The sequence below is a fragment of the Actinomadura alba genome (genome assembly GCF_014323705.1).
Lineage (GTDB): Bacteria > Actinomycetota > Actinomycetes > Streptosporangiales > Streptosporangiaceae > Actinomadura_C > Actinomadura_C alba.
The window spans coordinates 48,752-74,463 of sequence record NZ_JABVEC010000004.1 but is presented as its reverse complement, the minus strand read 5'-3'; the positions used below and the strand labels follow the sequence as shown (position 1 = coordinate 74,463).

Here is a 25,712-nt window from a genome sequence, read left to right as displayed (position 1 = left end):
TACCGGGCCGGCCTGTACGGGCCGCCGTCCGACCTGCCGGTCAGCGGCTCGGTGACGGGCTCGCCGGGCGGGCGGGTGTGCTGCCGCCCGGCGCGCCCGATACGCCGGGCGTGAGACTGGTCGGCGTGCCCGGCGTACGAGTACCCGGCGTGGCGGTGCCCTGCGGCCGGCCGCCTGGGGTGGCCGCCGCGCTCGGTGTACGGCCCGGCGTGGCCGAGGTCGTCGGGCTCGCCGTGCCGTCGTCTCCGCCCGGCCGGGCGGGCGGCGTTCCCGAAGGCGCCCCGGGGATGCGTTCGGTGACCACCGGGCGCTTCAGGGCGCTTCCCTTCACCCAATCCGGCCAGGACAGCTGCCAGTAGCCCCAGCCGTTGTCGGGCTCGAGCTCCCGGCTGGATCCGGTGATCTTGAAGGGGTCACCGCGGTAGCTGAAGTTGTGGAACCAGATGGCGTTGGAAGGGCTCATGTTGACGCAGCCGTGGCTGACGTTGCTGTTGCCCTGGGAGCCCACGGACCACGGCGCGCTGTGCGCGTACTCACCGCTGTTGGAGATCCGGACGGCCCAGTAGACCATCTGCCGGTAGTAGTCCGCGCAGCCCGGACCGCAGCCCAGGGTCGAGGAGTCCATGAGAACGGCCTGCGCCTTCTCCATGGTGAGGTGGTTGCCGTTCGTGGTGATGTACTTGCGGATCCCGCCCCGGCCCATGCTGATGGGGATCGTGCGCACCGGCTGACCGTTCTTACTCACCACCATCTGGTGGTCGTCCTCGCTGGCCACCGTGCTGTGCTCGTCACCGATCTGGAACTTCAGGGTCCGGTTCTTGGCGCCGAAGACGTTCTTGGCGGCGCGCACCCCGCTCATGTGCGCGACGAACTCGACCTTGCTGTGCCGCGGCCAGTGCCCCTTGGTGCGGAAGACCAGGTCCTTGTCGCCGAACCAGTGCCAGGCCCCCTGCATGGGGCGGCTGGAGCGCACCTCCAGTGCCCTCTCCACCGCTTGCTTCTCGGTGACGTCCTTGTCGAAGTGCAGGACGATCGGCATGCCCACGCCGACCGTCTCGTGGTCCGCCGGCGCCTCGATGGTCGTGGCGAGCGGGTTGTCGGCCTTCTGGGTCGTGAAACTGCTCATGGCCGACTGCGTCTTGCCGTCGGCACCCAGCGCGGTCGCGAACACGTGGTACTTCGTACCGGGGTCCAGGGTCCATCGCGATCGCCACTGGGTCCCGTCGGCGCTCTGAACGCCGTCGACCCTGTTGCCCTTGGTGACGATGGTGACGTCCTGCAGCGTGCCGCCGGCGACCCGAACGATGATGGAGCCGTCCGGCCGGACCTTGGCCGGACCGCCTCCGGGCGTGATCGTCACCTTGGCGAGCGGTGGTGCCTCTCGCTTCGGGCCGTCACCGCTCGTGCAGGCCGCTCCGATCAGGACCAGCGTCGTGGCCAGTGCCGTTCCCGCGACCCACCGTACGCAGTGCCGACGGTTCACCGGCATGGTGGCGCCGAGCTTCACCTCACACCCCCGTTTCCGCCCGCCGCGCGCTGCCTGTGTACAGGCCGACGCTCATACCGGCGACAGTGTCCGCACGGTCGGTGACCGCACGGATACGAGCCTTCCCAGGTGTTGGCATGACGTATCGGGCAAGACGTTCATCGGACCGTGTTGATTACGCAAGGGGCCGGTGTCCGCCCCTATGTGCGGACACCGGCCCCTTGCCGACGATATTCCGGATCAGTGGGAGAACTGACCCCGGTAGTACTCGAAGACCAGCCCGATGCAGCTCATCAGGACGGCGGCCACACCGACCACGAACAGCCACCAGCCGAACACCAGGCCGAGCGTGACCGTGGCCGCCGACAGGCCAAGGAACAGCGGCCACCAGCTGTGCGGGCTGAAGAAGCCGAGCTCGCCCGCGGCATCGGCGATCTCGCCCTCGCGGTCGTCCTCGGGAAGCGGACCGGCGTTGGCCTTCTCCAGCCGCCGGATGGTGAAGTGGATGTAGAACCCGACCAGGCCGGCCAGCCCGACCGCCAGCGCCATCGCCGTCGTTCCGGTCCAGTCGCCCGACCAGAGCCAGTACACGACGTCGGCGGCGAGGAAGAAGACCGCGCAGCCGTAGAACATGTACGCCTGAACACGCATGCTTATCCCTCCGCCCGGGCGGGCAGCTCGGCCTTACCCGCGGCGTGCGGGTGGTGCAGATCGAACGCGGGACGCGGGGACCGGATCCGCGGGATCGAGGTGAAGTTGTGCCGCGGCGGCGGGCACGACGTCGCCCATTCCAGCGATCCGCCGTAACCCCACGGGTCATCGGTGGCGACCTTCTCGCCCTTCTTCGCCGTGATGTAGACGTTGTAGAAGAACGGCAGCATCGACACGCCCAGCAGGAAGGCACCGGCCGTCGAGATCATGTTGAGGCCGGTGAACTCCTCAGCATAGTTCGCGTACCGGCGCGGCATACCCTCGGCACCGAGCCAGTGCTGCACCAGGAAGGTGGTGTGGAAGCCGACGAACAGCACCCAGAAGTGCACCTTGCCCAGCCGGTCGTTCAGCATCTTCCCGGTCATCTTGGGCCACCAGAAGTAGAAGCCCGCGAACATCGCGAACACCACGGTGCCGAAGAGCACGTAATGGAAGTGCGCCACCACGAAGTAGGAGTCGCTGACCGGGAAGTTCAGCGGCGGCGAGGCCAGGATGACACCGGTCAGGCCGCCGAACAGGAACGTCACCAGGAAGCCGATGGAGAACAACATCGGCGACTCGAACGACAGTTGCCCTCGCCACATCGTTCCCACCCAGTTGAAGAACTTCACCCCGGTGGGCACCGCGATCAAGAACGTCATGAAGGAGAAGAACGGCAGGAGCACCTGGCCGGTCGGGAACATGTGGTGCGCCCACACCGTGATCGACAGACCGGCGATGGCGACCGTCGCCCCGACCAGGCCGACGTAACCGAAGATCGGCTTGCGGCTGAACACCGGCAGGATCTCGGTCACGATGCCGAAGAACGGCAGCGCGACGATGTAGACCTCAGGGTGTCCGAAGAACCAGAACAGGTGCTGCCAGAGCAGCGCGCCACCGTGCGCGGCGTCGAATATGTGCGCGCCGAACTTGCGGTCGGCCTCCAGCGCCAGCAGCGCCGCGGCGAGCACGGGGAACGCCATGAGCACGAGGACGCTGGTCAGCAGCACGTTCCAGGTGAAGATCGGCATCCGGAACATCGTCATGCCCGGTGCCCGCATGCAGAAGATCGTGGTGACGAAGTTGACACCACCCATGATCGTGCCGAAGCCGGACAGCGTCAGGCCGAGGATCCACATGTCCCCGCCGATGCCGGGCGAGCGGACCGCGTCCGACAGCGGCGCGTAGGCGAACCAGCCGAAGCTGGCGGCGCCGCCCGGGGTCAGGAACCCGCTGAGCACGATCAGGCTGCCGAACAGGAACAGCCAGAACGCCAGCATGTTCATGCGCGGGAAGGCCACGTCGGGCGAGCCGATCTGCAGCGGCATGATCACGTTGGCGAAGCCCGCGAACAGAGGGGTCGCGAACATCAGCAGCATGATCGTGCCGTGCATGGTGAACAGCTGGTTGAACTGCTCGTTGCTCGTGACCTGCAGGCCCGGCTCCCAGAGCTCGGCCCGCATGATCAGCGCCATGACGCCGCCGATCAGGAAGAACACGAACGACGTGATCAGGTACATGTACCCGATCACCTTGTGATCCGTGGACGACATCCAGGAAACGACCAGGCGTCCCTTGCTCGTCCGCGGCGCAGCCGGCGACGCGACCGCGGGATGGGTGGTCGCGGTCACTGAGTGCCCCCCGCTGCCTTCTTGGAATCGATGAACTGCTGGAACTCGGCGGGCGTCACGACCTTCAACTGGAACAGCATCCGGCTGTGGTCGACACCGCACAGCTCAGCGCACCGGCCCTCGTAGGTGCCCGTCTTGGTCAGCTTGACCTCGAACTTGTTGTTGTACCCGGGCATGACGTCCTTCTTGTAGAGGAGCGCCGGCACCCAGAACGAATGGATCACGTCCCGCGCGTGCAGGTTGAACCGCACCGTCTGGCCCGTCGGCACCACGAGCACCGGCTTGTTGCCCGGGTTCTCGTCGGGGGCCGCCGGACTACCGATGACGCTGACGTTGTGCTGCGGGTAGTCGAACTGCCAGCTCCACTGGAACGCCGTGACGTCCACGACCACCGCGGGGTTGGCCGTCGTCTTCTCGAGGTAGGTCTCGTCCCTCGCGGTGAAGTAGAAGAGCACCGCGATGATCACAAAGGGGACGGCCGTATAGAGCATCTCGATCGGCAGGTTGTAGCGCACCTGTGGCGGCAGCTCATCGGAGCGCTTGCGGTGGAACAGCACCGCCCAAATGATCAAACCCCAGACGATCGCACCGGTCGCGAGGGCCGCCACCCACGAGCCCTGCCACAGTGTCAGGACGCGCTCGCCCTGCTCACTGATCGGCTCTGGCATGCCAAGGCGGGCCGCCTCACCGCTGCACGCGGTGGCGCTCATCGCCACGAGTGTCAGCGCTCCTGCACTGGTCAACGCGCGTCGCCCTCGCGCGGGCGCACGCCGCTCCCCGGCGGAACGCTGAGCAGGACCGCCGGTCGCGGGGCGTGACATCGACGCCACACGCGAACGGAGCCGGTCGCTCAGGGCCCACCAATAGCGGGTCGGACTCACAGAATGCCTTCCCCACAGACGAAAGCCCGGCACCCCGGGCGGTCAGGTCACTTCCTCCAACATGTGCAGCACAGATTAGCGCGCACGTCTGAGTCCCACCGTCCGGGGTCCCGTTAGGGTCGTGTCGTGCCCTTTTTCGACGCGGCATCGACCGAGCCCCTGCACCCCGCGGCCCGCGCTGAGCTGCTGAGCGCCCTCGAGGCCGGCTGGGCCGACCCGGCCCGGCTGTACGGCCCCGGCCGGCAGTCCCGGCTGCTCCTCGACCAGGCCCGCGCCCGGGTCGCCGCGGTCCTCGGCGTACGCCCCGACGAGGTCTACTTCACCTCCTCCGGCACCCAGGCCGTCCACCTCGCCGTCCTCGGCGCTCTCCGGGCCCGGCGCCGGACCGGCCGGCACCTGGTGGTCAGCGCGGTCGAGCACTCCAGCGTTCTGCACACCGCCTCGACGCACGAGAGCGACGGCGGCGAGGTGACCACGGTGGACGTCGATCGCACCGGCCGGGTCGACCCGGCCGCTTTCGCCGCGGCACTGCGCCCCGACACGGCGCTGGCCTGCCTGCAGTCGGCCAATCACGAGGTCGGCACCGAGCAGCCGGTGGCCGAGGTCGCGGAGATCTGCCGGGCCGCGGACGTGCCGCTGTTCGTCGACGCGGCCCAGTCCGCCGGCCGGGCGGACATCCCGGAGGGCTGGTCGCTGCTCGCGGCCAGCGGCCACAAGTGGGGCGGCCCGGCAGGGGTCGGCGTCCTGGTGATCCGCAAACACACCCGCTGGCGCTCTCCACTGCCCGAGGACGAGCGCGAGGGACGCCGGGTCCCCGGCTTTGAGAACGTTCCCGCGGCCGTGGCCGCCGCCGCGGCGCTCGAGGCCCGCCGGCAGGAGCGGGCCGTCGAAGGTCCACGCCTCTCCGCCCTGGTGGAGCGGATCCGGGAGCGCCTGCCGCGGTTCGTCCCCGACATCGAGGTCGTCGGCGACCCCGTGCGGCGACTCCCCCACCTGGTCACGTTCTCTTGCCTCTACGTCGAGGGCGAGGCGCTGATCACCGAACTCGACCGCCAGGGTTTCGCCGTCTCGTCCGGAAGCTCCTGTACGGCGGATACGCTCCGTCCCAGCCACGTATTGGAGGCGATGGGAGTGATTACCCACGGGAACGTTCGGGTATCGCTGCCGCGGGGAACAGAATCCACTGACGTGGACGAGTTCCTTTCGGTGCTTCCCGCTGCCATCATTCGCCTACGCCGTGCCGCCGGAGTGATCTCATGAGCTTCAGACGCCGTATGCGTAGCGCGCAGAAGGCCGCGACGCCCCCCCAACCCGTGGCGCCCGCCGTCCCCGCCGGGCCGGCGCCGGTCCTGATCATCGACGCGCTGGGGCGCAAGTGCCCTATCCCGATCATCCTGCTGGCCGAGCGGATCAGAGAGGTGCCCATAGGCGAGATCGTCGCCGTCAAGGCCGACGACGTCGCCGCCCGCACCGACGTGCCCGCCTGGTGCCGCATGAAGTCCCAGGACTTCGTCCGCGAGGAGATCCTCCCCCGCGGCTGGGCCTTCCACATCCGCCGCACGTACTGACTGCGCTCACTCCGCTCGCGCGGCTCATCGGGCACTCACCGCCGTGATCATGCAGTCGTTCCCGCACGCGGAGGCGCAGCGGGAGCGACTGCATGATCACGGGGCGGGCGGATTACGGGGCCGGGCAGGTCAAATGGGCGGCGACCTCGGCGGCGGCCTGGTCGCCGAAGGCACCGGCGAAGCGCTCGGTGAAGCGGCTCTGCGTCAGCTCGTACTCCTGGCCGCCGGCGCTCTCGAGGACGTGAGCGGCGATCAGGTTGCCGGTCTGAGCGGCGCGCTCGAGCGACAGGCCCCAGCCGACCGCACTGAGGAACCCGGCCCGGAAACCGTCGCCGACGCCGGTCGGGTCGACCTTGGCCTCCTCGGGAGCCGCGGGGACGTGCATGCTCGGCTCCCCCTTGCGCTCGACGCGCACCCCCTTGGGGCCGAGCGTGGTGACGCACACCCCGACGCGGTCGAGGATCTCCTCGCTCGACCAGCCGGTCTTCTGCTCGGCGAGCGCCTTCTCGTACTCGTTGGTGAACAGGTACGCGGCACCGTCGATCAGCACGCGCACGTCCTCGCCGCCCATCCTGGCGAGCTGCTGGGACGGGTCGGCGGCGAAGGGGACGCCCCGGGTGCGGCACTCCTCGGTGTGGCGCAGCATGGCCTCGGGGTCGTTCGGGCTGATCATGACCAGGTCGAGGCCCCCGACGCGGTCGGCGACGGGCGCCAGCTCGATCTCCCGCGCGTCGGCCATCGCTCCCGCGTAGAAGGAGGCGATCTGGTTGTGGTCGTCGTCGGTCGTGCACAGGAACCGGGCGGTGTGGCGGATATCGGAGACGTGGACCGACGAGGTGTCGACGCCGTGGCGCTCGAGCCAGGACCGGTAGTCGGCGAAGTCGTTGCCGACGGCGCCGACCAGCACCGGACGGCGGCCGAGACACGCCATGCCGAAGCAGATGTTGGCGGCGATACCGCCCCGCCGGATCTCCAGCTCGTCCACCAGGAAGGACAGCGAGACCTTGTGCAGCTGATCGGGGATGAGCTGATCGGCGAACCTTCCGGGGAAGGTCATCAGATGATCGGTGGCGATGGAACCGGTCACGGCGATGCGCACGGCGTCGCTCTCCTTCGTCGTCTGTGTCGTCCGGCTGCTTGCCGGCTATGTCAACCCAGCTGATCAGGGTCCGAAGATTAGCGCGTCATCGCCGCGGGAGCTTCTTGTACGGTGCCCGGTCACAGAAAGGCCCTGGTGGGCGCGCTCCCGCGCGCGGCCACCAGGGCCGATCAGAGGCTTGCATCGGTCCGCCCGATCTCGGGTGGACTAGTTGAAGGAGTCGCCGCAGGCGCAAGAGCCCGAGGCATTGGGGTTGTCGATCGTGAAGCCCTGCTTCTCGATCGTGTCGACGAAGTCGATGGTGGCGCCGCCCAGGTAGGGGGCGCTCATCCGGTCGACGACGACATTGACGCCGCCGAACGCGTGGACCTGGTCGCCGTCCAGATCACGCTCGTCGAAGAAGAGCTGGTAGATCAGGCCGGAGCACCCGCCCGGCTGGACGGCGACGCGCAGCGCCAGGTCCTCACGGCCCTCCTGCTCGAGCAGGCTCTTGACCTTCTCGGCGGCGGCGCCGGTCAGGACGACTCCCTGCTGAGTGGTCTCGTGCGTTGTCTCGCCTGAAACCGTCATGTGTTGGCTCCCGGTTCAGCTCCGCCGCCATCGGCGACCTTCGCGTTGTTGTGCTCGGAGTTGGCTGTCATCGGACGACACTGCCCGAAGACACTGCCACCAGTCTCCCGTAGACAACGTACCCCGCAGCACAATGATTCCTCGGATCTGGCCTGCGGACCCCACAGTGCATGTGGCGCCCCTCACTCCGCACCGCCCCCATGACACCGCCGCCCACCGCGTGTGGGACCATTAGTCGTCAGATAGACGATAAGTGCGTCGTGGGAGGAGCCCCCCGATGACCACCACCCCAGAGATCGACAAACTTCCGCTGCTGTTGCTGGGACACGAGGCCGATCCCGGCAGCGAGCGGGGGGTCTCCTGTCCCGGTGATCTGCCGCCGGCCTCGGATCCCGACCTCGTGGAGCGTGCGAGAGCCGCCAAGGCCGCGCTGGGCGACCGCCTGTTCGTCCTCGGTCACCACTACCAGCGGGACGAGGTCATCCAGTTCGCCGACGTCACAGGCGACTCCTTCAAGCTGGCCCGTGAGGCGGCGGCGCGCCCCGACGCGCCCTTCATCGTCTTCTGCGGCGTCCATTTCATGGCCGAGTCCGCCGACATCCTCACCGCCGATCACCAGCAGGTGGTGCTGCCGGACCTGGCGGCCGGCTGCTCCATGGCCGACATGGCCACCTACGACCAGGTCGAGGAGTGCTGGGAGGTCCTCGAGGACGCGGGGGTGGCCGACGATGTGGTGCCGGTCACGTACATGAACTCCTCGGCCGACATCAAGGCGTTCGTCGGGCGACACGGCGGCACGGTCTGCACCTCCTCCAACGCGAAGCGGGCCCTCGACTGGGCCTTCGCGAAGGGCAAGAAGGTCCTGTTCATGCCCGACGAGCATCTCGGCCGCAACACGGCCGTGCTCGAGATGGGCTTCGCGCTGGACGACTGCGTCGTCTACAGCCCGCACCGGCCCGAGGGCGGCCTGAGCACGGCCCGGCTGCGGGACGCCAAGATGATCCTCTGGCGGGGGCACTGCTCGGTGCACGGCCGGTTCAGCAAGGCCAGCGTGGACGACGTGCGGGCGCGAGTGCCCGGCGTCAACGTCCTCGTGCACCCCGAGTGCAAGCACGAGGTCGTTCTCGCGGCCGACGAGATCGGATCGACCGAGTACATCATCAAGGCCCTCGACGCCGCCCCGGCCGGGTCGTCGTGGGCCGTGGGCACCGAGCTCAACCTGGTCCGGAGGCTCTCCAACGCCCATCCGGACAAGAACGTCATGTTCCTCGACAAGACCGTGTGCTTCTGCTCGACCATGAACCGCATCGACCTGCCGCACCTGGTGTGGTCGCTGGAGTCACTTGCCGAGGGCAGGGTCGTCAACCGCATCCAGGTCGACGACGAGACGGCTCACTACGCCAAGGTCGCACTCGACCAGATGCTCGCCCTGCCATAGCCGATCGTTCGCGGCGGCCCGGCGGCGACGCCGGGCCCGTCGTGGCGGCGGCACATGGGGCCAGAGGGGCACGGGACGAGGCCGCACCGGTGGGGCCGCACCGGTGCCGGCCGTGGCGGCTCCCCCGAGCCGCTGATCCGGGTGGGCCGCTACTCCGGGATGAGGCCCTCGTCGCCCAGCATGGCGCGGACCTCCTCCATGTCGGAGTCGGCCGGCGGCAGGATCAGCTCGGAGGGTTCCAGGCTGTCCTCGGCCAACGGGCGTCCGACCTTGCGCACGCTGTCGAGCAGCGTGTGCAGGGCGGCGCGGAACGTGACCTCGTCGCCGGACTCGATCGCCAGCTCCAGCTTGTCGTCGAGCGCGTTGAGGGCCGACAGGTCCTGGCTGGCGACGTCGAGCTGGCCCTCCCCCATGATGCGGACGATCATCCCTGGCCTCCCGGCTGCTGCGGCCGCTGGTTCTGCTGGGGCTTCGCCTGCGGCTGGGCCTGGGGGGCTCCGGGGTCGAGCTGCTTGGGCGCCTCGCCCTGACCGAGCTCACCCTTGAGCCGCTGCAGCTCCAGCTCGACATCGGCACCGCCGCCGACCCGGTCGAGCTCGGCCTGGATGTCGTCGCGGGGGCCGGAGAAGTCCTCGAGCGCGCCGGAGGCGAGCAGTTCGTCGATCGCGCCGGCCCGGGCCTTCATGGTCTCGGTCTTCTCCTCGGCGCGCTGGATCGCCAGACCCACGTCGCCCATCTCCTCGGAGATGCCGGAGAACGCCTCGTTGATCTTGGTCTGCGCCTCGGCCGCCGTGTAGGTGGCCTTGATCGTCTCCTTGCGCGTACGGAAGGAGTCGACCTTGGCCTGAAGGCGCTGCGACGCGAGGGTCAGCTTCTCCTCTTCGCCCTGCAGGTTGGTGTACTGCGTGCGCAGGTCCGAAAGCTGGCCGTCCAGCCCCGACCGGCGGGTGAGCGCCTCTCGCGCGAGGTCCTCCCGGCCCACCTGCAACGCCTTCTTACCCTGCTCGGTCAGCTTGTTCTGCTGCTGCTCGAGCTGCTGGATCTGCAACTCCAGCCGCTTGCGGGAGGTCGCGACGTCGGCGACGCCCCGGCGGACCTTCTGCAGCATCTCAAGCTGTCGCTGGTAGGAATAGTCGAGGGTCTCGCGAGGATCTTCCATCCGGTCCAGGGCCCTGTTCGCCTTGGACTTGAAGATCATCGACATTCGCTTCATCACGCTCATCGCGCGCGGCCGGTCCCTTCGTGATGTTCGTGCCCAACTGCCTGTGCCCACTTGCTCGGGGAGCCACTGCTGGGATTGGTATCACCCTACGCGTTAACGCACGAGGCAGCCATGAGGTTCGCGGGCGGTACCCTGATCTCCGTGTTCCGACGTCGAAGTGAGCCCGCCCCCGTGGAAACCCCTGAGGTGCTCAAACCCGGGGGGAAGGGCAAACCCACGCCCAAGCGCAGCGAGGCCGAGAAACGCCGTCGCCAGCCGATCACCGCCCCGCCCAAGGACCGTAAAGAGGCCGTTCGCAAGCTGCGCGCCCGCCAGGCCGAGGATCGGGCGAAGGCCCGGGCCGGCATGGCCCGGGGCGAGGAGAAGTACCTCCAGAAGCGCGACCGCGGCCCCGTGCGCGCACTCGCCCGGGACTACGTCGACGCCCGGCGCACGATCGGCTCCTATCTCATGTGGGCGTTCATCGTGATGTTCATGGTGAGCCTGTTGCCGTACATGTTCGCGAAGCTGCTCGTGCCGCTCGCCTTCCCGGTACTGCTCGCCCTCGCCCTCATCGAGGGAGTGCTCATCAGCCGGCAGGTCAAGAAGCTCGCCACACAGAGGTTCCCCGCCGAGAACCAGCGCGGCATCGGCCTGTACGCGGCGCTGCGCTCGATGCAGCTCCGCCGCCTGCGCATCCCGAACCCGCGGCTCCGGCCGGGGGAAAAGGACAAGGTCTGAGCGCTCGGGGCACGATCACTGCGGCCGGGCGTGCCGGTTAGGGTCGCAGCATGGAGTTCAGAAACCTCGGCCGCAGCGGCCTCAAGATCAGCGAGATCGCGTACGGCAACTGGATCACCCACGGCTCCCAGGTCGAGGAGGAGGCCGCCCACGCCTGCGTACACGCAGCGCTCGACGAGGGCATCACCACCTTCGACACGGCCGACGTCTACGCGGGCACGCGCGCGGAGGAGGTGCTCGGCCGGGCGCTGAAGGGGCAGCGCCGCGAGGGCCTGGAGATCTTCACGAAGGTCTACTGGCCGACCGGCACCGGCCCGAACGACCGCGGGCTCTCCCGCAAGCACATCACCGAGTCGATCCACGGATCGCTGCGCCGCCTCGGGACCGACTACGTCGACCTCTACCAGGCGCACCGCTTCGACTACGAGACCCCCCTCGAAGAGACCCTCAAGACCTTCGACGACCTGGTTCGGCAGGGCAAGGTCCTCTACGTCGGCGTCTCGGAGTGGCGTGCCGACGAGATCGCCGAAGCGCTGCGGATCGCCGGCGAGATGGGCTTCGACCGGATCGTGTCCAACCAGCCGCAGTACTCCATGCTGTGGCGGGTCATCGAGTCCGAGGTCGTACCGCTCTGCGAGAAGGAGGGCGTCGGCCAGGTGGTGTTCTCGCCGATCGCCCAGGGCGTGCTCACCGGCAAGTACCGCCCCGGCGCCGCCCCGCCGGCGGGTTCCCGCGCCACCGACGAGGCCGGCGGCGCCGACTTCATCAGCCGGTTGCTGCGCGACGACGTCCTCACCCGGGTGCAGGACCTCAAGCCGATCGCGGACGAGGTGGGCCTGTCCCTGGCACAGCTCGCGGTCGCCTGGGTGCTGCAGAACGGCAACGTGTCGGCGGCCATCGTCGGCGCTTCGCGGCCCGAGCAGGTGCGCGACAACGTGCAGGCGGCCGGCGTCAAACTCGACGCCGAGATCCTGACCCGGATCGACGACGTGCTCGGTCCGGTGGTCGAGACCGACCCCGGCAAGACGGTCAGCCCCGCGCGGCGCCCCTAGCGGCCCGCCCGGCTCACCGGTTTCCAGGCGGCTCCGGCGGGCCCGGCCACTGGAGACCCACGCCGCCCCCCGGCCGGACCTATTCCGGAGCGGCCCGGGGCGCGGCGGCCTCGCCCTCACCCCTGGGGCGGGTGAAGGCTCATCTCGTACACCTCGACGTCGTCCTCCATGAGGGTGACCTGATCGACACCGCTATCGGCGAGTTCCCGCCAGCTCTCCCCCAGCCACGTCTCCGCGTCGGCCTGGGTCGTGAACGTCTCCCTCGGGAGTCCCCCATCGACCGCACGCCCGTCGGCCTTCTCGAAGCGCCAGCTCCACGGCATCGGCTCACCCCTCCTGCTCGGTGCAAGCGAGCCTAATGGGCCCGTGGTCGGCGACGACGCACCCGTAGAGTGCCCGGGACATGAGAATCGACCTTCTCGGCACGGCCGGACCGCACGGCTGGCCTGAACCCGGCTGCCGCTGCGCTTCCTGCGGCCGCCTGCGCGCCTCTGGAGCCCACCACCCCCCGACCCGGGTCCTCGTCGACGGCCTGCCACTCGAGGAGTGCTCCCGCCAGGAGGTCCCCGGCGGCCACGACGTCCGCGCGCCCGGCGGTGGACGGATCCTGTACGCGTCCGGACCGGGAGCCGCGCCTGAGCCGATGCCGGGGGTCCGCTACGACGCGGCACTGCTCGATCTCGTCGGCCGCCCCGACCACCTCGGCCGGCTCCGTCGCACCGGGGCCGTGACCTCCGCCAGCGAGATCCTTGCCGTGCACGTCGACCACCGGATCGCAAGCCCCGGCGAGCTCGACCGCCGGCTCGGGTGGTGGCTGCGGCCGCGCCGCGGACCGTACCGGTGCCTTCTGCTCGGCGGCTCCCGCTCGGGGAAGTCCCGTGCGGCGGAACTGCGGCTCGCCGCGCATCCGGACGTCACCTACGTCGCGACCGGGCGGGCGGACGACGCCGACCCCGAGTGGAGCGCCCGGATCGCCGTGCACCGGGAGCGACGGCCGTCCTGGTGGCGTACGGCCGAGACGGCCGACGTCGCGGGGACGCTGCGCGGCGAATCCGGCGCGGTGCTCGTCGACGGCCTCGGCACATGGCTCACGGCGGTCATGGACGACTGCGGCCACTGGGACGCGCCGACGGCGATGGCGGACGCGGTCGAGCCGCGGATCGACGAGCTGGTCGGCGCGTGGCGCACGACGGAGGCCCATGTCGTGGCGGTGAGCGACGAGGTCGGCCTGTCGCTGGTGCCCACCTCGCCCGCCGGCAGGGTCTTCCGCGACCTGCTCGGCCGGCTCAACCAGCGTCTCGCCGCCGAGTCCGAGGAGACCTCCCTCGTCGTCGCCGGCCGGACGCTGGAACTCTCATGACGCGGATCTCGTCGCGATCCGCCTGGTGCCCCGGGCTGCGCTTCGCGATCGGCACGCTCTCGATCTTCCCGGTCCGGGTGAGCCGGGTGGACCGGCGGGCGGCGCGGGCCGCGATGCTCTGGGCGCCCGCCGTCGGCGCTCTGCTCGGCCTGGCGCAGGCCGCCGTCCTGGCCGGCGTCCGAGAGCTCACCGGCGAGGTACTGCTCGCGGCGGCGCTGGCGGCCACTGCGGGGGCGCTGCTGACCCGGGGCCTGCACCTGGACGGCCTCGCCGACGTCGCGGACGGTCTGGGCAGCGGGCGGCCCGCCGCCGGCGCTCTGGAGATCATGCGCCGGTCCGACATCGGGCCGTTCGGCGTCGTCACCCTGGTGCTGACGCTGCTGATCCAGGTGGCCGCCCTCACGGCCGCGAGCGGGCACGGGATCGGCGGGCCGGCGATCGTCGTGGCCGCGGCGACTGGGCGGCTGGCGCTGCCCTGGGCCTGCCGCCGCGGTGTACCCGCCGCGCGGCCGGACGGCCTCGGCGCCACGGTGGCCGGCAGCGTCCCCGCTGCCGCGGCGGCCGCGGTGACCGCGACCGTACTGGCCGGGGCGGTCGTGCTCGGCGTGGTCGCCGGATCGGCCACCCTGCCCGCGGCGGTGGTCACCGGCCTCGTGAGCGCCTGGCTGTTCCGCCGGCACCTGCTGCGCCGGCTCGGCGGCGTCACGGGAGACGTCCTCGGGGCCCTGGTCGAGATCGCCGCCACCGCCGCCCTGATCGTCACCGCCCTGGCGTGAGCGGTGTCGCGTGATCAAACGGGCAAACCTCGGCTGGCTGGGCACTAACATCGGACTACGTGACGACCATTGACCTTGCCAGCACATCATCGTCGGCCATCGACGTCGACGCCGTCGTGATCGGCGTGCTCTCCACCGGCTCGGGCGCCGCGCTCGCTCCGGGGGCCGAGGACGTCGACCGGGCATACGACGGGCGGCTCCTCGAGATCCTGAGCGCCATGGGCGCGGGCGGCAAGGCGGGGGAGGTCACGAAGCTGCCGACGCTGGGCAAGCTCACGGCTCCCATCGTCGTCGCCGCCGGGCTCGGCGAGTCCGCGGACGCCGAGAGCGTGCGCCGCGCCGCCGGTGCCGCGGTCCGCTCGCTGGCCGGAAGCGGGCGGGTGGGCCTCGCGCTCCCCGCGGCCTCGGCCGACGAGATCGGCGCGGTCGCGACCGGTGCCCTGCTCGGCAACTACTCGTTCCTGAAGTACCGCACGGGCGAGGACCACAAGGCCCCGGTGCGGGAGTTCACCATCGTCTCGGAGGCCACCGACGGCGCGGAAGCCCTCGATCGGGCCAAGATCCTCACCGAGGCGGTCGTACTCGTCCGGGACCTCGTGAACACCCCGCCGTCGGACCTCGGCCCCGAGGACTTCGCGGGCGTCGCGTCCCAGGTGGCGTCCGACGCCGGGCTCGACATCGAGGTGCTCGACGAGAAGGCGCTGGTCGAGGGCGGCTACGGCGGCATCATCGGCGTCGGCCAGGGCTCGGTGAACCCGCCGCGGCTGGTCCGGCTCTCGTACCGGCACCCGGAGGCCGACCGGACCGTCGCCCTCGTCGGCAAGGGCATCACGTTCGACTCCGGCGGCCTGTCGCTCAAGCCGGCCGACTCGATGGACTGGATGAAGTCCGACATGGGCGGCGCCGCGGCGGTCCTCGGCGCGCTCAGCGCGGTCGCCAGGCTGGCGCCGAAGGTCAACGTGGTCGGGTACCTCGCGATGGCGGAGAACATGCCGAGCGGCACCGCGCAGCGGCCCTCGGACGTCCTGACCATCTACGGCGGCAAGACGGTGGAGGTGCTCAACACCGACGCCGAGGGCCGGCTCGTGCTGGCCGACGCCCTCGTCCGCGCCGGCGAGGACGACCCCGACCTGATCGTCGACGTCGCCACGCTCACCGGGGCCCAGCTCGTCGCCCTTGGCGCGCGCACCGCCGGTGTTATGGCCAACGACGACGATGTCCGTGAGAAGGTGGTCGCTGCGGCCGAGCGCGCCGGCGAGCCCTCGTGGGGCATGCCGCTGCCCGGGGAGTTGCGCAAGGGTCTCGACTCCGCGGTGGCGGACATCGCCAACATCAGCGGCGAGCGGTGGGGCGGCATGCTCGTCGCGGGCGTCTTTCTCCGGGAATTCGTTCCCGACGGGGCGCGTTGGGCGCATATTGACATCGCGGGTCCGTCCTTCCACAAGGGCGAGCCCTATGGCTACACACCCAAGGGCGGGACCGGCGCCGCGACTCGTACGCTGGTCCAGATCGCGGAGGACGTCGCGGCGGGAACGCTGTGACGGCACAGACCCCCGCGAGCCCCTCGAGAGCCGACAAGTGAAAAGATTGCCTTCACGGCAAGTGAATACCGGACAAGGAGCGTCCCGTGGCGAATAGCGGCCACTTTGACATCGTCGTCCTAGGTGGTGGCAGCGGCGGTTATGCGTGTGCCCTACGGGCCGTAGAGCTCGGCATGAGTGTCGCACTCATCGAGAAGGACAAGCTGGGCGGCACCTGCCTCAATCGCGGCTGCATCCCGACCAAGGCCCTCCTGCACGCCGCCGAGGTTGCGGACCAGACGCGTGAGAGCGCCACCTTCGGGATCAAGGCCCAGTTCGAGGGCATCGACATCGCCGGAGTCCACGCGTACAAGGACAAGGTCGTCACGACCACGGTGAAGGGCCTCACCGGCCTGCTCAAGAGCAAGAAGATCACCATCATCGAGGGCACCGGCCGGCTCGCCGGCCCCACCCAGGTGGAGGTCACCGCGGCGGACGGCCAGACCAGCACGGTCGAGGGCGGCCACATCGTCCTCGCGACCGGCTCCGCGCCCAAGTCGCTGCCCGGCCTGGACATCGACGGTGAGCGGATCATCTCCAGCGACCACGCGCTCGTGCTCGACCGGGTGCCGTCCTCGGTGGTCATCCTGGGCGGCGGCGTCATCGGGGTCGAGTTCGCCAGCGTCTGGCGTTCCTTCGGCGCCGAGGTGACGATCGTCGAGGCGCTTCCGCACCTCCTGCCGCTCGAGGAGGAGTCCAGTTCCAAGCGGCTCGAGCGCGCGTTCCGCAAGCGCGGCATCAAGTACGAGCTGGGCGTACGGTTCGAGAGCGCCAAGCCGAACGACGGCGGCGTGTCCGTCACCCTCGAGGGCGGCAAGACCATCGACGCCGAGATCCTGCTCGTCGCGGTCGGCCGTGGACCCGTCTCGCAGGACCTCGGCTTCGAGGAGGTCGGCGTCGAGGTCGAGCGCGGCTTCGTCAAGGTCGACGAGTACTGCCGCACCAGCGTCCCCACCATCTCGGCGGTCGGCGACCTCATCCCGACGCTGCAGCTGGCACACGTCGGCTTCGCCGAGGGCATCCTCGTGGCCGAGCGGCTGGGTGAACTGAACCCCGCCCCGATCGACTACGACGGCGTCCCGCGCATCACCTACTCCGAGCCCGAGGTCGCCTCGGTCGGCATCACCTCCGCGGTGGCCAAGGAGCGGGGCCACGACACCGTCGAGGTGACCTACGACCTCGCCGGCAACCCCAAGAGCAAGATCCTGGCGACCCAGGGCGAGGTCAAGGTGATCGCCGCCAAGGACGGACCCGTTCTCGGCATCCACATGGTCGGCAGCCGGGTGGGCGAACTCGTGGCCGAGGGGCAGCTCATCTACAACTGGGAAGCCCTCCCGTCCGAGGTCGCACAGCTGATCCACCCCCACCCGACCCAGTCCGAGGCGATCGGCGAGGCCCACCTCGCGCTCGCCGGCAAGCCGCTGCACGTACACGGCTGAAGCCCCGAACCAGTATCTCTAAGGAGTCGCTGAGAGCCATGCCGGTCTCCGTCACCATGCCGCAGCTCGGTGAGAGCGTTACCGAGGGCACCGTCACCCGCTGGCTGAAGAAGGAGGGCGAGTCGGTCGAGACCGACGAGCCGCTCCTCGAAGTGTCGACCGACAAGGTCGACACCGAGATCCCTTCACCGGCGTCGGGCATCCTGAGCAGCATCACCGTCGCCGAGGACGAGACCGTCGAGGTCGGGGCAGAGCTCGCGATCATCGACCAGGGGGGCGAGGCGTCCGGCGGGGCCGCCGCGCAGGAGCAGGAGGAGGCTCCCGCGCCCGAGCCGGAGCCCGAACCCGAGCCGCAGCCCGAACCCGAGGCCCAGGCCCCCGCCGCACCACCCGCGCCCGCCCCGTGGCCGCCCGCGCAGCCGCAGGCTCCGGCCGCGGCCGCGCAACCGGCGCCGCAGCCCCGGGCTCCGGAACCGGCCGCCGGGCCTTCGGGCGAGAGCCCGTACGTCACGCCGCTGGTCCGCAAGCTCGCGACCGAGCACAGCGTCGACCTGTCGTCGGTACAGGGCACCGGTGTGGGCGGGCGCATCCGTAAGCAGGACGTGCTCGAGGCGGCCCGGGCTCAGCAGGCCCGGCAGGCGCAGGAGGCACAGCGGGCACAGCAGGCCGCGCCCCCGGCCGCGCAGGAGGCTCCGGCGGCGCCCGCTCGGCAGGCTCCGGCCGCGCCGAAGGCGGCGGCCGCACCAGCGGTGCCCTCGGCGGAGGCCACCCGGGTGCGCGGTACCACCGAGAAGATGTCGCGCCTGCGGCAGACCATCGCCCGGCGCATGGTCGAGTCGCTGCAGACCTCCGCCCAGCTCACGAGCGTGGTCGAGGTCGACGTCACCAAGATCGCCCGGTTGCGCGACCGAACCAAGGCGGACTTCGCGTCGCGCGAGGGCGTCAAGCTGACGTACATGCCCTTCTTCGCGCTCGCGACCATCGAGGCGCTCAAGGCGCATCCGAAGCTCAACGCGGTCCTCGACGCCGAGAAGAACGAGGTGACCTACTACGACGCCGAGCACCTCGGCTTCGCGGTCGATACCGAGCGCGGCCTGCTGGCGGCGACGATCCGCGACGCCGGTGAGCTGAACCTCGTCGGCATCGCCCGGAAGATCGCCGACCTGGCTGAGCGCACTCGGGCGGGGAACGTCAGCCCGGACGAGCTGACCGGTGGCACGTTCACGCTGACCAACACCGGCAGCCGCGGCGCGCTGTTCGACACGCCGATCATCTTCCAGCCGCAGGTGGCGATCCTCGGCACCGGCGCCGTCGTGAAGCGGCCGGCGGTCATCGACGACCCCGACCTCGGCGAGGTCATCGCGGTGCGCTCGATGCTCTACCTGGCGCTGACGTACGACCACCGGCTCGTCGACGGTGCCGACGCGGCGCGCTTCCTCGGGACGATCAAGCACCGCCTCGAAGAGGGCAACTTCGAGGCCGAGCTCGGTCTCGCCTGACGCCGTTCTGGACCGACGGACCCCGCTCCGGCCACGCACATGCGGCCGGAGCGGGGTCCGTTCGTCTCGGCTGAGACGGGGGTCGCCCCGGTGGGCCGGACGTACGGCTCGACCAGGGCCCGCGAGCCGGTCAGCGCCGCCGGACAAGTGGCACCAGCGGGACGAGCGGACTGCAGAACCTCGCTGAACCGCGCGCCCGCCGCCGTTGCCGCCGATCACGTGGTTAGGGTGATTCACATGAGGATCGCGGTCAGCGGCTCCAGTGGACCGATCGGCACGGCGCTGGTCCGGGCCCTGCGCGAGGACGGAGACGAGGTGACCCGCCTCGTCCGCAAAGAGCCCGAGAGGCCCGACGAGGCCCGGTGGGACCCGTCCGGGACGGTCGACACGGCGGCTCTCGAGGGCGTGGACGCCGTCGTGCATCTGGCCGGTGCGGGCATCGGGGACAGGCGCTGGACCGAGTCGTACAAGAAGAAGCTGCGCGACAGCAGGGTCGTGGGCACCCGCACGCTGGCCGAGGCACTGGCCGGGCTGAAGCGGCCACCGCGAGTCCTCGTGTCGGGGTCGGCGGTCGGCTTCTACGGCGACACCGCGGGCACGGACGCCGACGAGTCCGCGCCGATGGGGGCGGGCTTCCTCGCCGAGATGGTGCGCGACTGGGAGGCCGCGGCGGCACCCGCGGCCAAGGCCGGCATCCGGGTCGTGCATCCGCGCTCCGGCGTCGTCCTGACCCGCGAGGGCGGACTCCTCGCCAAGGTCCTCCCGCTCTTCAGGCTGGGCCTCGGCGGGCGGCTCGGCGACGGCCGGCAGTGGATGAGCTGGATCTCGCTGCCCGACGAGATCGCGGCACTGCGCCTGCTCATCGAGCGTGACGACCTCACGGGGCCGGTGAACCTGACGGCGCCGCAGCCGGCGACGAACGCCGAGTTCACCAAGGCGCTCGGCCGGGCGGTGCGCCGGCCCGCGGTGTTCTCCGTACCCTCGTTCGCCCTCAGGGCGGCCCTGGACGGCTTCGCCGACGAGGGCCTGCTCATCAGCCAGCGGGTCCTCCCCCGGCGGCTCACCGAATCCGGTTTCTCGTTCGAGCGACCCGACCTCGACTCCGCCCTGAGACCGGACCGCCCGTCGGCGTGAACACCGACGGCCGCTGCGGTCGGCGCAGGCACCTGGTCCGGTGCGGACCGATCCTGCTCAGGACCGCCGGGCTCGAGGACATGCTGGCCGGGCTGGCCGCCGCGTCCGACGACCGGGCTCAGCGCTGGCTGGGCTGGAGAGCGGAGCAGATCTGTCCCGAGCCGCTGCGTACGAGGTGCCTCGAGTCCGCGCCCCGGGGGGACCGGGCCGCGGGTGCCGGGAAGACGGGCTCGCACGACTACTTCGCCGCGCTCGACCGCGGTACCGGACTGCTCGTCGGCATGGTCGGCATCGTTTTCGCACCGGACCGGCGGCGCCACGAGCTGGGCGGGTGGCTGGCCCCCGCCAGCCGCGGCCGTGGCCTCGGCGCCGAGATGTTCCAGGCCGCCGCGCGCCTCGCGCACGAGCACCTGGGCATCGGGGAGCTCTCGGCCGGAACCGAGGAGGCCAACATCGCCTCACAGCGATCGCTGATCACCGCTGGGTTCGGTCCGGGGAGCGGTCCGGATCCGCATGTCCTCCCCAACGGACGGGCGATCGCGTCGCGGTGGTTCCAGCACGTGGCCACCGCGCGCCTGTGCCGGGAGGGAGGTGTCCGGAAGTGGCCGGTGACCCCATGAGCCGATCCGGCGCCCCCGGAGGCCGACAGGCCTGTTCCGACCCAAGAACCGTCAAAGTCGCGGTCGTGAGTCATCGGCGCGGCCCTACGGTGACCAGTGACCGCCATCGGATGGAGAGCGAGCAATGAGCCATGAGCACTGACGGGCAACCGCACATCCTCGCCATCGGCGGGGGCACCTTCCTGCCTGACACCCGGTGCGGGGTGAGGCCGAGCCCGCTGCTGCGGTACGCCCTCGACCTGACGGGCGTGGACCGGCCACGGGTGTGCTTCCTCGCGACGGCCCTCGGCGACGGAGCCGACAGGATCGCCACCGCGTACCAGGGCTTCTCCCAGCTCGACGCCGACATCAGCCATCTCGCGCTGTTCCCGATGCCGAACGTCGCCGACATGCGGGCGCATCTGCTGAGCCAGGATCTCGTGTACGTGCTCGGCGGAAGCGTGGCGAACCTCCTCGCGCTCTGGCGGCTGCACGGCCTGGACGAGGTGTTCCGGGAGGCGTGGGAGGCCGGGGTGGTGCTCTCGGGGCAGAGCGCGGGGGCCCTGTGCTGGCACGTCGGCGGCAACACCGACTCGTTCGGGCCGGAGCTGCGCCCGCTCACCGACGGGCTCGGGTTCCTGCCTTACTCCTGTGGCGTGCATTACAACAGCGACACCCAGCGCCGGCCGCTGTTGCAGCGGCTCGTCGGCGCGGGCACCCTGCCGACCGGGTACGCCGCCGACGAATCGGTGGCGCTGCACTACGTCGACACCGAGTTCGTGCAGGCCGTGTCGTACCGCGAGGGGGCGTCCGCCCATCTCATCGAGCCCGACGGCTCGGGCGCCGCGAAGGAGACGACTATCGAGCCCCGGCTGCTCAGCGCCCCGTGAGACATAAGCTGGATGCGTGAGCGACGTTCGTGAGGCAACGCAGAGGTCCCCCCACACACCGCAACCGCCGAACGAGCGGAGCACCGAGAATGCGGGCGACGTTCGTGAGGCGTCCCAGAAGACCCTCCACGTAAAGCGCCCGCCGAGCGAGCGGAGCGGACCGGAGCAGGCCCTCCACCACGCGGGGCGCGTCCAGACACGCGAGCTGGTGTTCGTGCACGCCGGCTTCGGCGCGCACGCGGTTCCGTACGAGCGTGGCTGGGACCTTCAGCGGCGCACGCACGAGCGCCGGGTCGCCGGTGAGATCGCCGACACGTGCCTGTTGCTGGAGCACCCGCCGGTCTACACCGCGGGCAAGCGCACCGAGCCGGCCGACCGCCCGATCGGGGATCCCGGTGCCCCGGTGATCGACATCGACCGTGGCGGGAAGATCACATGGCACGGGCCGGGGCAGTTGGTCGGCTATCCGATCGTCCGGCTGCCGGATCCGGTCGATGTCGTCGCGTACGTACGGACGCTCGAAGAGGTCCTGATGCGGGTCTGCGCCGATCTGGGCCTCGAGACCAAGCGGGTCGAGGGCCGCAGTGGCGTGTGGGTGCCGGGTGTGCCCGACCGGAAGATCGCCGCGATCGGCATCAGGGTCTCACGTGGCGTCACGATGCACGGGTTCGAGATCAACTGCGACTGCGACATGTCATGGTTCGACCGCATCGTTCCGTGCGGGATCCGGGATGCCGGGGTGACCTCCCTCACCCGCGAGCTCGGCCGGACGGTGACGGTCGCCGAGGTTCTGCCGCTGGCCGAGCGGCACCTCGCGGAGGTGTTCGGCGCCGTGGAGACCTTTCATCGCACGACCGCGCAGATCGTCTGAGCATCGGTCCGGCGAAGGCCGGCGGCCGAGGCCGGACCGTACGGACAAAGGCCGGCCGCCGAACGGCTCGTGACTCAGCTCATGACCTTGTAGATCGCCTGGCCTTCGCCGGCTGCGGCGATGAAGAACCTCGTGAGGCCCTCGTACGCCGGCCACAGGAGCCGGTCCCTGGCCTCCTGCGGTGGCCTGCGCGCCCACTGGCCGGCGTCCTGTACGTCGGCGGCGGCCATCCGGGCCAGGTCATAGCGGCCGGCGATCTGCCCGAACGGTGTGTTCGCGAGATGCTCGGCGGCCGACTTCACCCGGTCGGGGGAGAGATAGATCACGTCCATGCCGAGTTCCGCGGCGCCGTCCTCGGTCAGCAGCCGGCCCCCGCACACGGCGTCGGCCTCCGGCGGCCGCCCGTCCCAGGCGTCGCCGGTCAGCAGGTAGTGCAGGCCCTGCCAGGCCCCTCCGACGTCGAACAGCCGCGTGGCCGGATGCCGCCGCCGCCAATCCTCGACCCCGAAGACCAGGCGGGCGATGCGCCCCGGGTCGAGCTCGCCCTCGAGCGACGGCGGCAGTCTGAGGTACGACATCGCCAGACTCACGGGACTTCCTCCTGCATACGACGCCAAGGCAACAGGGAGTCACCCTAGAGAGATCGCTGGCTACGGACGGTGGAAACACATGAATCGGCCTGCCTTCAAGACACCGATCCTCCTGATCGTTATCTCCGCGCAGCCTGGGCGACCCTGTCCTGTGATCTCCCGAGGTGAAACGGATCACCAGATGGCCGGTCACCGGCGAACGCGACGTACGCTAGGCGCGTGAGCACGGTGACCCCAGAAGGACGCAAGCTTCTCAGGCTTGAGGTCCGCAACAGCCAGACCCCGATCGAGCGCAAGCCGCCGTGGATCAAGACGCGCTTGCGGACGGGGCCGCAGTACCGGGAGCTCACCAAGCTCGTCCGTGCCGAGGGCCTGCACACGGTGTGCCAGGAGGCCGGCTGCCCCAACATCTACGAATGCTGGGAGGACCGTGAGGCGACCTTCCTCATCGGCGGCGACCAGTGCACCCGCCGCTGCGACTTCTGCCAGATCGACACCGGCAAGCCCGCGGCCTACGACCCCGATGAGCCGCGCCGCGTCGCCGAGTCGGTCACGTCCATGGGGTTGCGTTACGCGACGGTCACCGGCGTGGCGCGCGACGACCTGCCCGACCAGGGGTCATGGCTGTACGCCGAGACGGTCCGGCAGATCCACGCGGCCGTGCCCGGCTGCGGCGTCGAGCTGCTGATCCCCGACTTCAACGCGGTGCCCGAGCTCCTGGCCGAGGTCTTCGGCTCCAGGCCCGAGGTGCTGGCCCACAACGTCGAGACCGTGCCCCGCATCTTCAAGCGGATCCGTCCGGCGTTCCGGTACGAGCGGTCCCTGCGGGTCATCACCGAGGCCCGCGCCGCCGGGCTGGTCACCAAGTCCAACCTGATCCTCGGCATGGGCGAGACCCGCGAGGAGGTGTCGCAGGCGCTGCGCGACCTCCACGAGGCAGGTTGTGAACTGATCACCATCACGCAGTACCTGCGGCCGTCCCCGCGCCATCACCCGGTGGAGCGCTGGGTCAAGCCCGAGGAGTTCGTCGAGCTCGCCGGCGAGGCGGAGGAGATCGGCTTCGCGGGCGTGATGTCCGGGCCGCTGGTGCGGTCGAGCTACCGCGCCGGGCGTCTTTACCAGCAGGCACTCGACCGGCGGGGCGACCGGCCGGCGGCCGAGCCCGGGGCCGCGTCTCACGCGTGACCCGCCACCGATGGCTCGCGGGTGGCGATATACGACACAATCCGGTGCGATCGGGCGGGTCCGTTTTCCCCTCACGGGGTGATTGCTCGTATCCTGCGACCTATGGCAAACAAGCCCGACGACGGTGCCGAGCGTCCCGGCCGCATTAAGCAGATCCGCATGATCGCCAAGGTTCTCCGCCAGGCGAATCCGAAGGCGCTCCCGCTCGTCTTCGGCGCGGCGATCGGCACGCTCGTGCTGTTCGTCGTCCTGGGTCTGGTCATCGGACAGATCTGGTTCATGGTCCCGCTGGGTCTTCTCGCCGCCGTGGCCGTGGGCATGATCGTTTTCGGCCAGGTCGCGCAGCGGACGCAGTACAAGATGCTGGCGGGGCAGCCCGGCGCGGCGGCGAGCATCCTCGAGTCCATGCGCGGCAAATGGACGGTCACGCCGGCGGTCAGCGGCAACCGCAACCTCGACCTCGTGCACCGCGTGGTGGGCCGGCCCGGCGTCATCCTGGTCGCCGAGGGGCCGTCGACCCGCGTGGGCCAGTTGCTGGGCGCGGAGAAGAAGCGCATCTCGCGGGCCGCGCAGCAGGTGCCGATCTATGACCTGCAGGTCGGTGAGGAAGACGGGCAGATCCCGATCGGCAAGCTGCAACGGCACATCATGAAGCTCCCGCGCAACCTCACCAAGCCACAGGTCGCGGAGCTCAACGACCGGCTCCGCGCGCTTCCGCAGACCATGAAGATGCCCAAGGGGCCCATCCCCAAGGGTGCCCGGATGCCCAAGGCCCCCAAGCCCCGGACCCGCTGACCGGGCAGGCCGCGCCCCGCTCCCCCGCCTGGAAGGCCGGCGCCTCGGCGGCGCCGCGAGCCGCCGAGCGGGGCGGGCGGGCGATCAAACAGAGATGACGACGGCGTTCGCGGCGCGGTCGTGCAGGCCACGGTGATCGCGGTCCCACATCAGGGCGGGGATCACGATGAGCAGCAGCAGGGTGCGGACCAGTGACCACAGCGGCCCGACCGGCCTGCCGTCGAGGCGCACCACGCGCAGACCGCAGAGCCGCTTGCCGATGGTGATTCCCAGGAGCCCGGTGAGCACCCAGGCCTGGAGCCCGAAGATGCCGGTGGACGCCCAACTGCGGATCAGCGGGTCCCAGCCGAAGGTACGGGCGAGGAACGCCGCGATCACCGAGGCGAGGATCAGGTCGATGGCCAGGGCGATCAGCCGGCGCCCATAGCCGGCCACGGCGCCGCTGCCGTGCTCGGGCAGGCCGAGCCGCTCTCCCGGATAGCCGAGCTCCACTCCCGCCGACCGCACTCCGCCGAGCCACGTCCCGGTCCATCCCGACCGGCCGGTTCGCTGTTCCTCACCGCTGCCCATGGGGCAACGCTATCCGGCGGTGGACGGCACTCGGGCAGACCCCCGAGGCTTGCGCGCGACGCCGTGC

The 25,712-nt window shown here is 70.4% G+C and carries 27 protein-coding genes; 16 read left to right on the top strand and 11 right to left on the bottom strand.

What is annotated here, in order from left to right; translation table 11 throughout:
- Nucleotides 1-40 precede the first annotated feature (40 nt).
- From HKK74_RS07625 to ctaC, 4 genes are all read right to left on the bottom strand, one after another.
- Nucleotides 41-1,507, bottom strand: a complete 1,467-nt coding sequence (locus HKK74_RS07625) for a L,D-transpeptidase (RefSeq protein WP_312881329.1) — start codon at nt 1,505-1,507, stop codon at nt 41-43.
- A gap of 219 nt (nt 1,508-1,726) precedes the next feature.
- The gene (locus HKK74_RS07620) at nt 1,727-2,137 is read right to left on the bottom strand and encodes a cytochrome c oxidase subunit 4 (protein WP_187242377.1); all 411 of its coding nucleotides are present in this window, start codon (nt 2,135-2,137) and stop codon (nt 1,727-1,729) included.
- Between the two features lie 2 nt (nt 2,138-2,139).
- Nucleotides 2,140-3,807, bottom strand: coding sequence for an aa3-type cytochrome oxidase subunit I (gene ctaD / locus HKK74_RS07615; protein ID WP_376771514.1), 1,668 nt, complete (start codon nt 3,805-3,807; stop codon nt 2,140-2,142).
- Nucleotides 3,804-4,628, bottom strand: coding sequence for an aa3-type cytochrome oxidase subunit II (ctaC, locus tag HKK74_RS07610; protein ID WP_187242376.1), 825 nt, complete (start codon nt 4,626-4,628; stop codon nt 3,804-3,806). Before ctaC ends, ctaD begins: the two co-directional genes overlap by 4 nt.
- A 186-nt stretch (nt 4,629-4,814) precedes the next feature.
- Here ctaC and HKK74_RS07605 point away from each other — a divergent pair, with 186 nt between their 5' ends.
- Both HKK74_RS07605 and HKK74_RS07600 read left to right on the top strand, forming a co-directional pair.
- Entirely contained in the window at nt 4,815-5,948 is a 1,134-nt protein-coding gene (locus tag HKK74_RS07605) for a cysteine desulfurase family protein (RefSeq protein ID WP_187242375.1), read from the top strand.
- Nucleotides 5,949-5,962: 14 nt separating this feature from the next.
- A complete protein-coding gene (locus HKK74_RS07600; protein ID WP_187242576.1) occupies nt 5,963-6,256 on the top strand; it encodes a sulfurtransferase TusA family protein in 294 nt (97 codons plus the stop codon).
- A gap of 112 nt (nt 6,257-6,368) precedes the next feature.
- Here the strand turns inward: HKK74_RS07600 and HKK74_RS07595 are convergent, their stop codons facing one another.
- The gene (locus HKK74_RS07595) at nt 6,369-7,355 is read right to left on the bottom strand and encodes a carbohydrate kinase family protein (protein WP_187242374.1); all 987 of its coding nucleotides are present in this window, start codon (nt 7,353-7,355) and stop codon (nt 6,369-6,371) included.
- Nucleotides 7,356-7,562: 207 nt separating this feature from the next.
- Nucleotides 7,563-7,925 carry a HesB/IscA family protein gene (locus tag HKK74_RS07590; protein ID WP_187242373.1) on the bottom strand — a complete coding sequence of 121 codons (363 nt, stop codon included), beginning with the start codon at nt 7,923-7,925 and terminating at the stop codon, nt 7,563-7,565.
- A gap of 277 nt (nt 7,926-8,202) precedes the next feature.
- Here HKK74_RS07590 and nadA point away from each other — a divergent pair, with 277 nt between their 5' ends.
- Nucleotides 8,203-9,363, top strand: coding sequence for a quinolinate synthase NadA (gene nadA / locus HKK74_RS07585; protein ID WP_187242372.1), 1,161 nt, complete (start codon nt 8,203-8,205; stop codon nt 9,361-9,363).
- Nucleotides 9,364-9,512: 149 nt separating this feature from the next.
- Here nadA and pspAA read toward each other — a convergent pair whose 3' ends face one another.
- Together pspAA and HKK74_RS07575 are read right to left on the bottom strand one after the other, a co-directional pair.
- Nucleotides 9,513-9,791 (bottom strand): PspA-associated protein PspAA, encoded by a 279-nt coding sequence (gene pspAA, locus HKK74_RS07580; RefSeq protein WP_187242371.1) that lies wholly within the window; start codon nt 9,789-9,791, stop codon nt 9,513-9,515.
- Nucleotides 9,788-10,585: a PspA/IM30 family protein gene (locus HKK74_RS07575; RefSeq protein WP_187242370.1), complete on the bottom strand. Its 798-nt coding sequence runs from the start codon at nt 10,583-10,585 to the stop codon at nt 9,788-9,790. Before HKK74_RS07575 ends, pspAA begins: the two co-directional genes overlap by 4 nt.
- A gap of 141 nt (nt 10,586-10,726) precedes the next feature.
- On the opposite strand from HKK74_RS07575, the gene HKK74_RS07570 reads away from it, so the two are divergent.
- Both HKK74_RS07570 and HKK74_RS07565 read left to right on the top strand, forming a co-directional pair.
- On the top strand, nt 10,727-11,305 hold the full coding sequence (locus tag HKK74_RS07570) for a DUF3043 domain-containing protein (RefSeq protein WP_312881326.1): 579 nt from the start codon (nt 10,727-10,729) through the stop codon (nt 11,303-11,305).
- Between the two features lie 50 nt (nt 11,306-11,355).
- Nucleotides 11,356-12,357, top strand: coding sequence for an aldo/keto reductase family protein (locus HKK74_RS07565; protein ID WP_187242369.1), 1,002 nt, complete (start codon nt 11,356-11,358; stop codon nt 12,355-12,357).
- 116 nt (nt 12,358-12,473) lie between these two features.
- On the opposite strand, the gene HKK74_RS07560 is transcribed toward HKK74_RS07565, so the two are convergent.
- A complete protein-coding gene (locus tag HKK74_RS07560; protein WP_187242368.1) occupies nt 12,474-12,680 on the bottom strand; it encodes a hypothetical protein in 207 nt (68 codons plus the stop codon).
- 80 nt (nt 12,681-12,760) lie between these two features.
- Between HKK74_RS07560 and HKK74_RS07555 the strand changes: the two genes are divergently transcribed.
- From HKK74_RS07555 to lipB, 9 genes are all read left to right on the top strand, one after another.
- Nucleotides 12,761-13,717, top strand: coding sequence for a bifunctional adenosylcobinamide kinase/adenosylcobinamide-phosphate guanylyltransferase (locus tag HKK74_RS07555; RefSeq protein ID WP_187242367.1), 957 nt, complete (start codon nt 12,761-12,763; stop codon nt 13,715-13,717).
- Nucleotides 13,714-14,493, top strand: a complete 780-nt coding sequence (locus tag HKK74_RS07550; protein ID WP_187242366.1) for an adenosylcobinamide-GDP ribazoletransferase — start codon at nt 13,714-13,716, stop codon at nt 14,491-14,493. The genes HKK74_RS07555 and HKK74_RS07550 overlap by 4 nt, the downstream gene beginning before the upstream one ends.
- Nucleotides 14,494-14,552: 59 nt before the next feature.
- Nucleotides 14,553-16,034 carry a leucyl aminopeptidase gene (locus tag HKK74_RS07545; protein ID WP_187242365.1) on the top strand — a complete coding sequence of 494 codons (1,482 nt, stop codon included), beginning with the start codon at nt 14,553-14,555 and terminating at the stop codon, nt 16,032-16,034.
- A gap of 86 nt (nt 16,035-16,120) precedes the next feature.
- Nucleotides 16,121-17,512, top strand: coding sequence for a dihydrolipoyl dehydrogenase (lpdA, locus tag HKK74_RS07540; protein ID WP_187242364.1), 1,392 nt, complete (start codon nt 16,121-16,123; stop codon nt 17,510-17,512).
- Entirely contained in the window at nt 17,395-19,011 is a 1,617-nt protein-coding gene (gene sucB / locus HKK74_RS07535; RefSeq protein WP_187242574.1) for a 2-oxoglutarate dehydrogenase, E2 component, dihydrolipoamide succinyltransferase, read from the top strand. Before lpdA ends, sucB begins: the two co-directional genes overlap by 118 nt.
- A gap of 237 nt (nt 19,012-19,248) precedes the next feature.
- Nucleotides 19,249-20,145 (top strand): TIGR01777 family oxidoreductase, encoded by an 897-nt coding sequence (locus HKK74_RS07530; protein WP_187242363.1) that lies wholly within the window; start codon nt 19,249-19,251, stop codon nt 20,143-20,145.
- Nucleotides 20,142-20,765 carry a GNAT family N-acetyltransferase gene (locus HKK74_RS07525; protein WP_187242362.1) on the top strand — a complete coding sequence of 208 codons (624 nt, stop codon included), beginning with the start codon at nt 20,142-20,144 and terminating at the stop codon, nt 20,763-20,765. Before HKK74_RS07530 ends, HKK74_RS07525 begins: the two co-directional genes overlap by 4 nt.
- Before the next feature lie 131 nt (nt 20,766-20,896).
- Complete coding sequence (locus tag HKK74_RS07520; RefSeq protein ID WP_187242361.1) at nt 20,897-21,634, top strand: Type 1 glutamine amidotransferase-like domain-containing protein; 738 nt, start codon at nt 20,897-20,899, stop codon at nt 21,632-21,634.
- Nucleotides 21,635-21,839: 205 nt separating this feature from the next.
- On the top strand, nt 21,840-22,505 hold the full coding sequence (gene lipB / locus HKK74_RS07515) for a lipoyl(octanoyl) transferase LipB (RefSeq protein ID WP_222722014.1): 666 nt from the start codon (nt 21,840-21,842) through the stop codon (nt 22,503-22,505).
- Nucleotides 22,506-22,579: 74 nt separating this feature from the next.
- Here the strand turns inward: lipB and HKK74_RS07510 are convergent, their stop codons facing one another.
- Complete coding sequence (locus HKK74_RS07510) at nt 22,580-23,095, bottom strand: YfbM family protein (RefSeq protein ID WP_187242359.1); 516 nt, start codon at nt 23,093-23,095, stop codon at nt 22,580-22,582.
- A 219-nt stretch (nt 23,096-23,314) separates the two neighbouring features.
- Here HKK74_RS07510 and lipA point away from each other — a divergent pair, with 219 nt between their 5' ends.
- Together lipA and HKK74_RS07500 are read left to right on the top strand one after the other, a co-directional pair.
- Nucleotides 23,315-24,280, top strand: coding sequence for a lipoyl synthase (lipA, locus tag HKK74_RS07505; RefSeq protein ID WP_187242358.1), 966 nt, complete (start codon nt 23,315-23,317; stop codon nt 24,278-24,280).
- Nucleotides 24,281-24,382: 102 nt separating this feature from the next.
- Entirely contained in the window at nt 24,383-25,075 is a 693-nt protein-coding gene (locus tag HKK74_RS07500) for a DUF4191 domain-containing protein (RefSeq protein ID WP_187242357.1), read from the top strand.
- An 84-nt stretch (nt 25,076-25,159) separates the two neighbouring features.
- Here the strand turns inward: HKK74_RS07500 and HKK74_RS07495 are convergent, their stop codons facing one another.
- Nucleotides 25,160-25,645 (bottom strand): RDD family protein, encoded by a 486-nt coding sequence (locus tag HKK74_RS07495; RefSeq protein WP_187242356.1) that lies wholly within the window; start codon nt 25,643-25,645, stop codon nt 25,160-25,162.
- Nucleotides 25,646-25,712 lie beyond the last annotated feature (67 nt).

Coding starts and splice junctions, on each gene's coding strand:
- HKK74_RS07620 (WP_187242377.1), bottom strand. CDS start 2,137: ATGCGTGTTCAGGCGTACATGTTCTACGGCTGCGCGGTCTTCTTCCTC.
- ctaC (WP_187242376.1), bottom strand. CDS start 4,628: ATGTCACGCCCCGCGACCGGCGGTCCTGCTCAGCGTTCCGCCGGGGAG.
- HKK74_RS07600 (WP_187242576.1), top strand. CDS start 5,963: ATGCGTAGCGCGCAGAAGGCCGCGACGCCCCCCCAACCCGTGGCGCCC.
- HKK74_RS07590 (WP_187242373.1), bottom strand. CDS start 7,925: ATGACGGTTTCAGGCGAGACAACGCACGAGACCACTCAGCAGGGAGTC.
- nadA (WP_187242372.1), top strand. CDS start 8,203: ATGACCACCACCCCAGAGATCGACAAACTTCCGCTGCTGTTGCTGGGA.
- pspAA (WP_187242371.1), bottom strand. CDS start 9,791: ATGATCGTCCGCATCATGGGGGAGGGCCAGCTCGACGTCGCCAGCCAG.
- HKK74_RS07575 (WP_187242370.1), bottom strand. CDS start 10,585: ATGAGCGTGATGAAGCGAATGTCGATGATCTTCAAGTCCAAGGCGAAC.
- HKK74_RS07565 (WP_187242369.1), top strand. CDS start 11,356: ATGGAGTTCAGAAACCTCGGCCGCAGCGGCCTCAAGATCAGCGAGATC.
- HKK74_RS07560 (WP_187242368.1), bottom strand. CDS start 12,680: ATGCCGTGGAGCTGGCGCTTCGAGAAGGCCGACGGGCGTGCGGTCGAT.
- HKK74_RS07555 (WP_187242367.1), top strand. CDS start 12,761: ATGAGAATCGACCTTCTCGGCACGGCCGGACCGCACGGCTGGCCTGAA.
- HKK74_RS07550 (WP_187242366.1), top strand. CDS start 13,714: ATGACGCGGATCTCGTCGCGATCCGCCTGGTGCCCCGGGCTGCGCTTC.
- HKK74_RS07530 (WP_187242363.1), top strand. CDS start 19,249: ATGAGGATCGCGGTCAGCGGCTCCAGTGGACCGATCGGCACGGCGCTG.
- HKK74_RS07520 (WP_187242361.1), top strand. CDS start 20,897: ATGAGCACTGACGGGCAACCGCACATCCTCGCCATCGGCGGGGGCACC.
- HKK74_RS07500 (WP_187242357.1), top strand. CDS start 24,383: ATGGCAAACAAGCCCGACGACGGTGCCGAGCGTCCCGGCCGCATTAAG.
- HKK74_RS07495 (WP_187242356.1), bottom strand. CDS start 25,645: ATGGGCAGCGGTGAGGAACAGCGAACCGGCCGGTCGGGATGGACCGGG.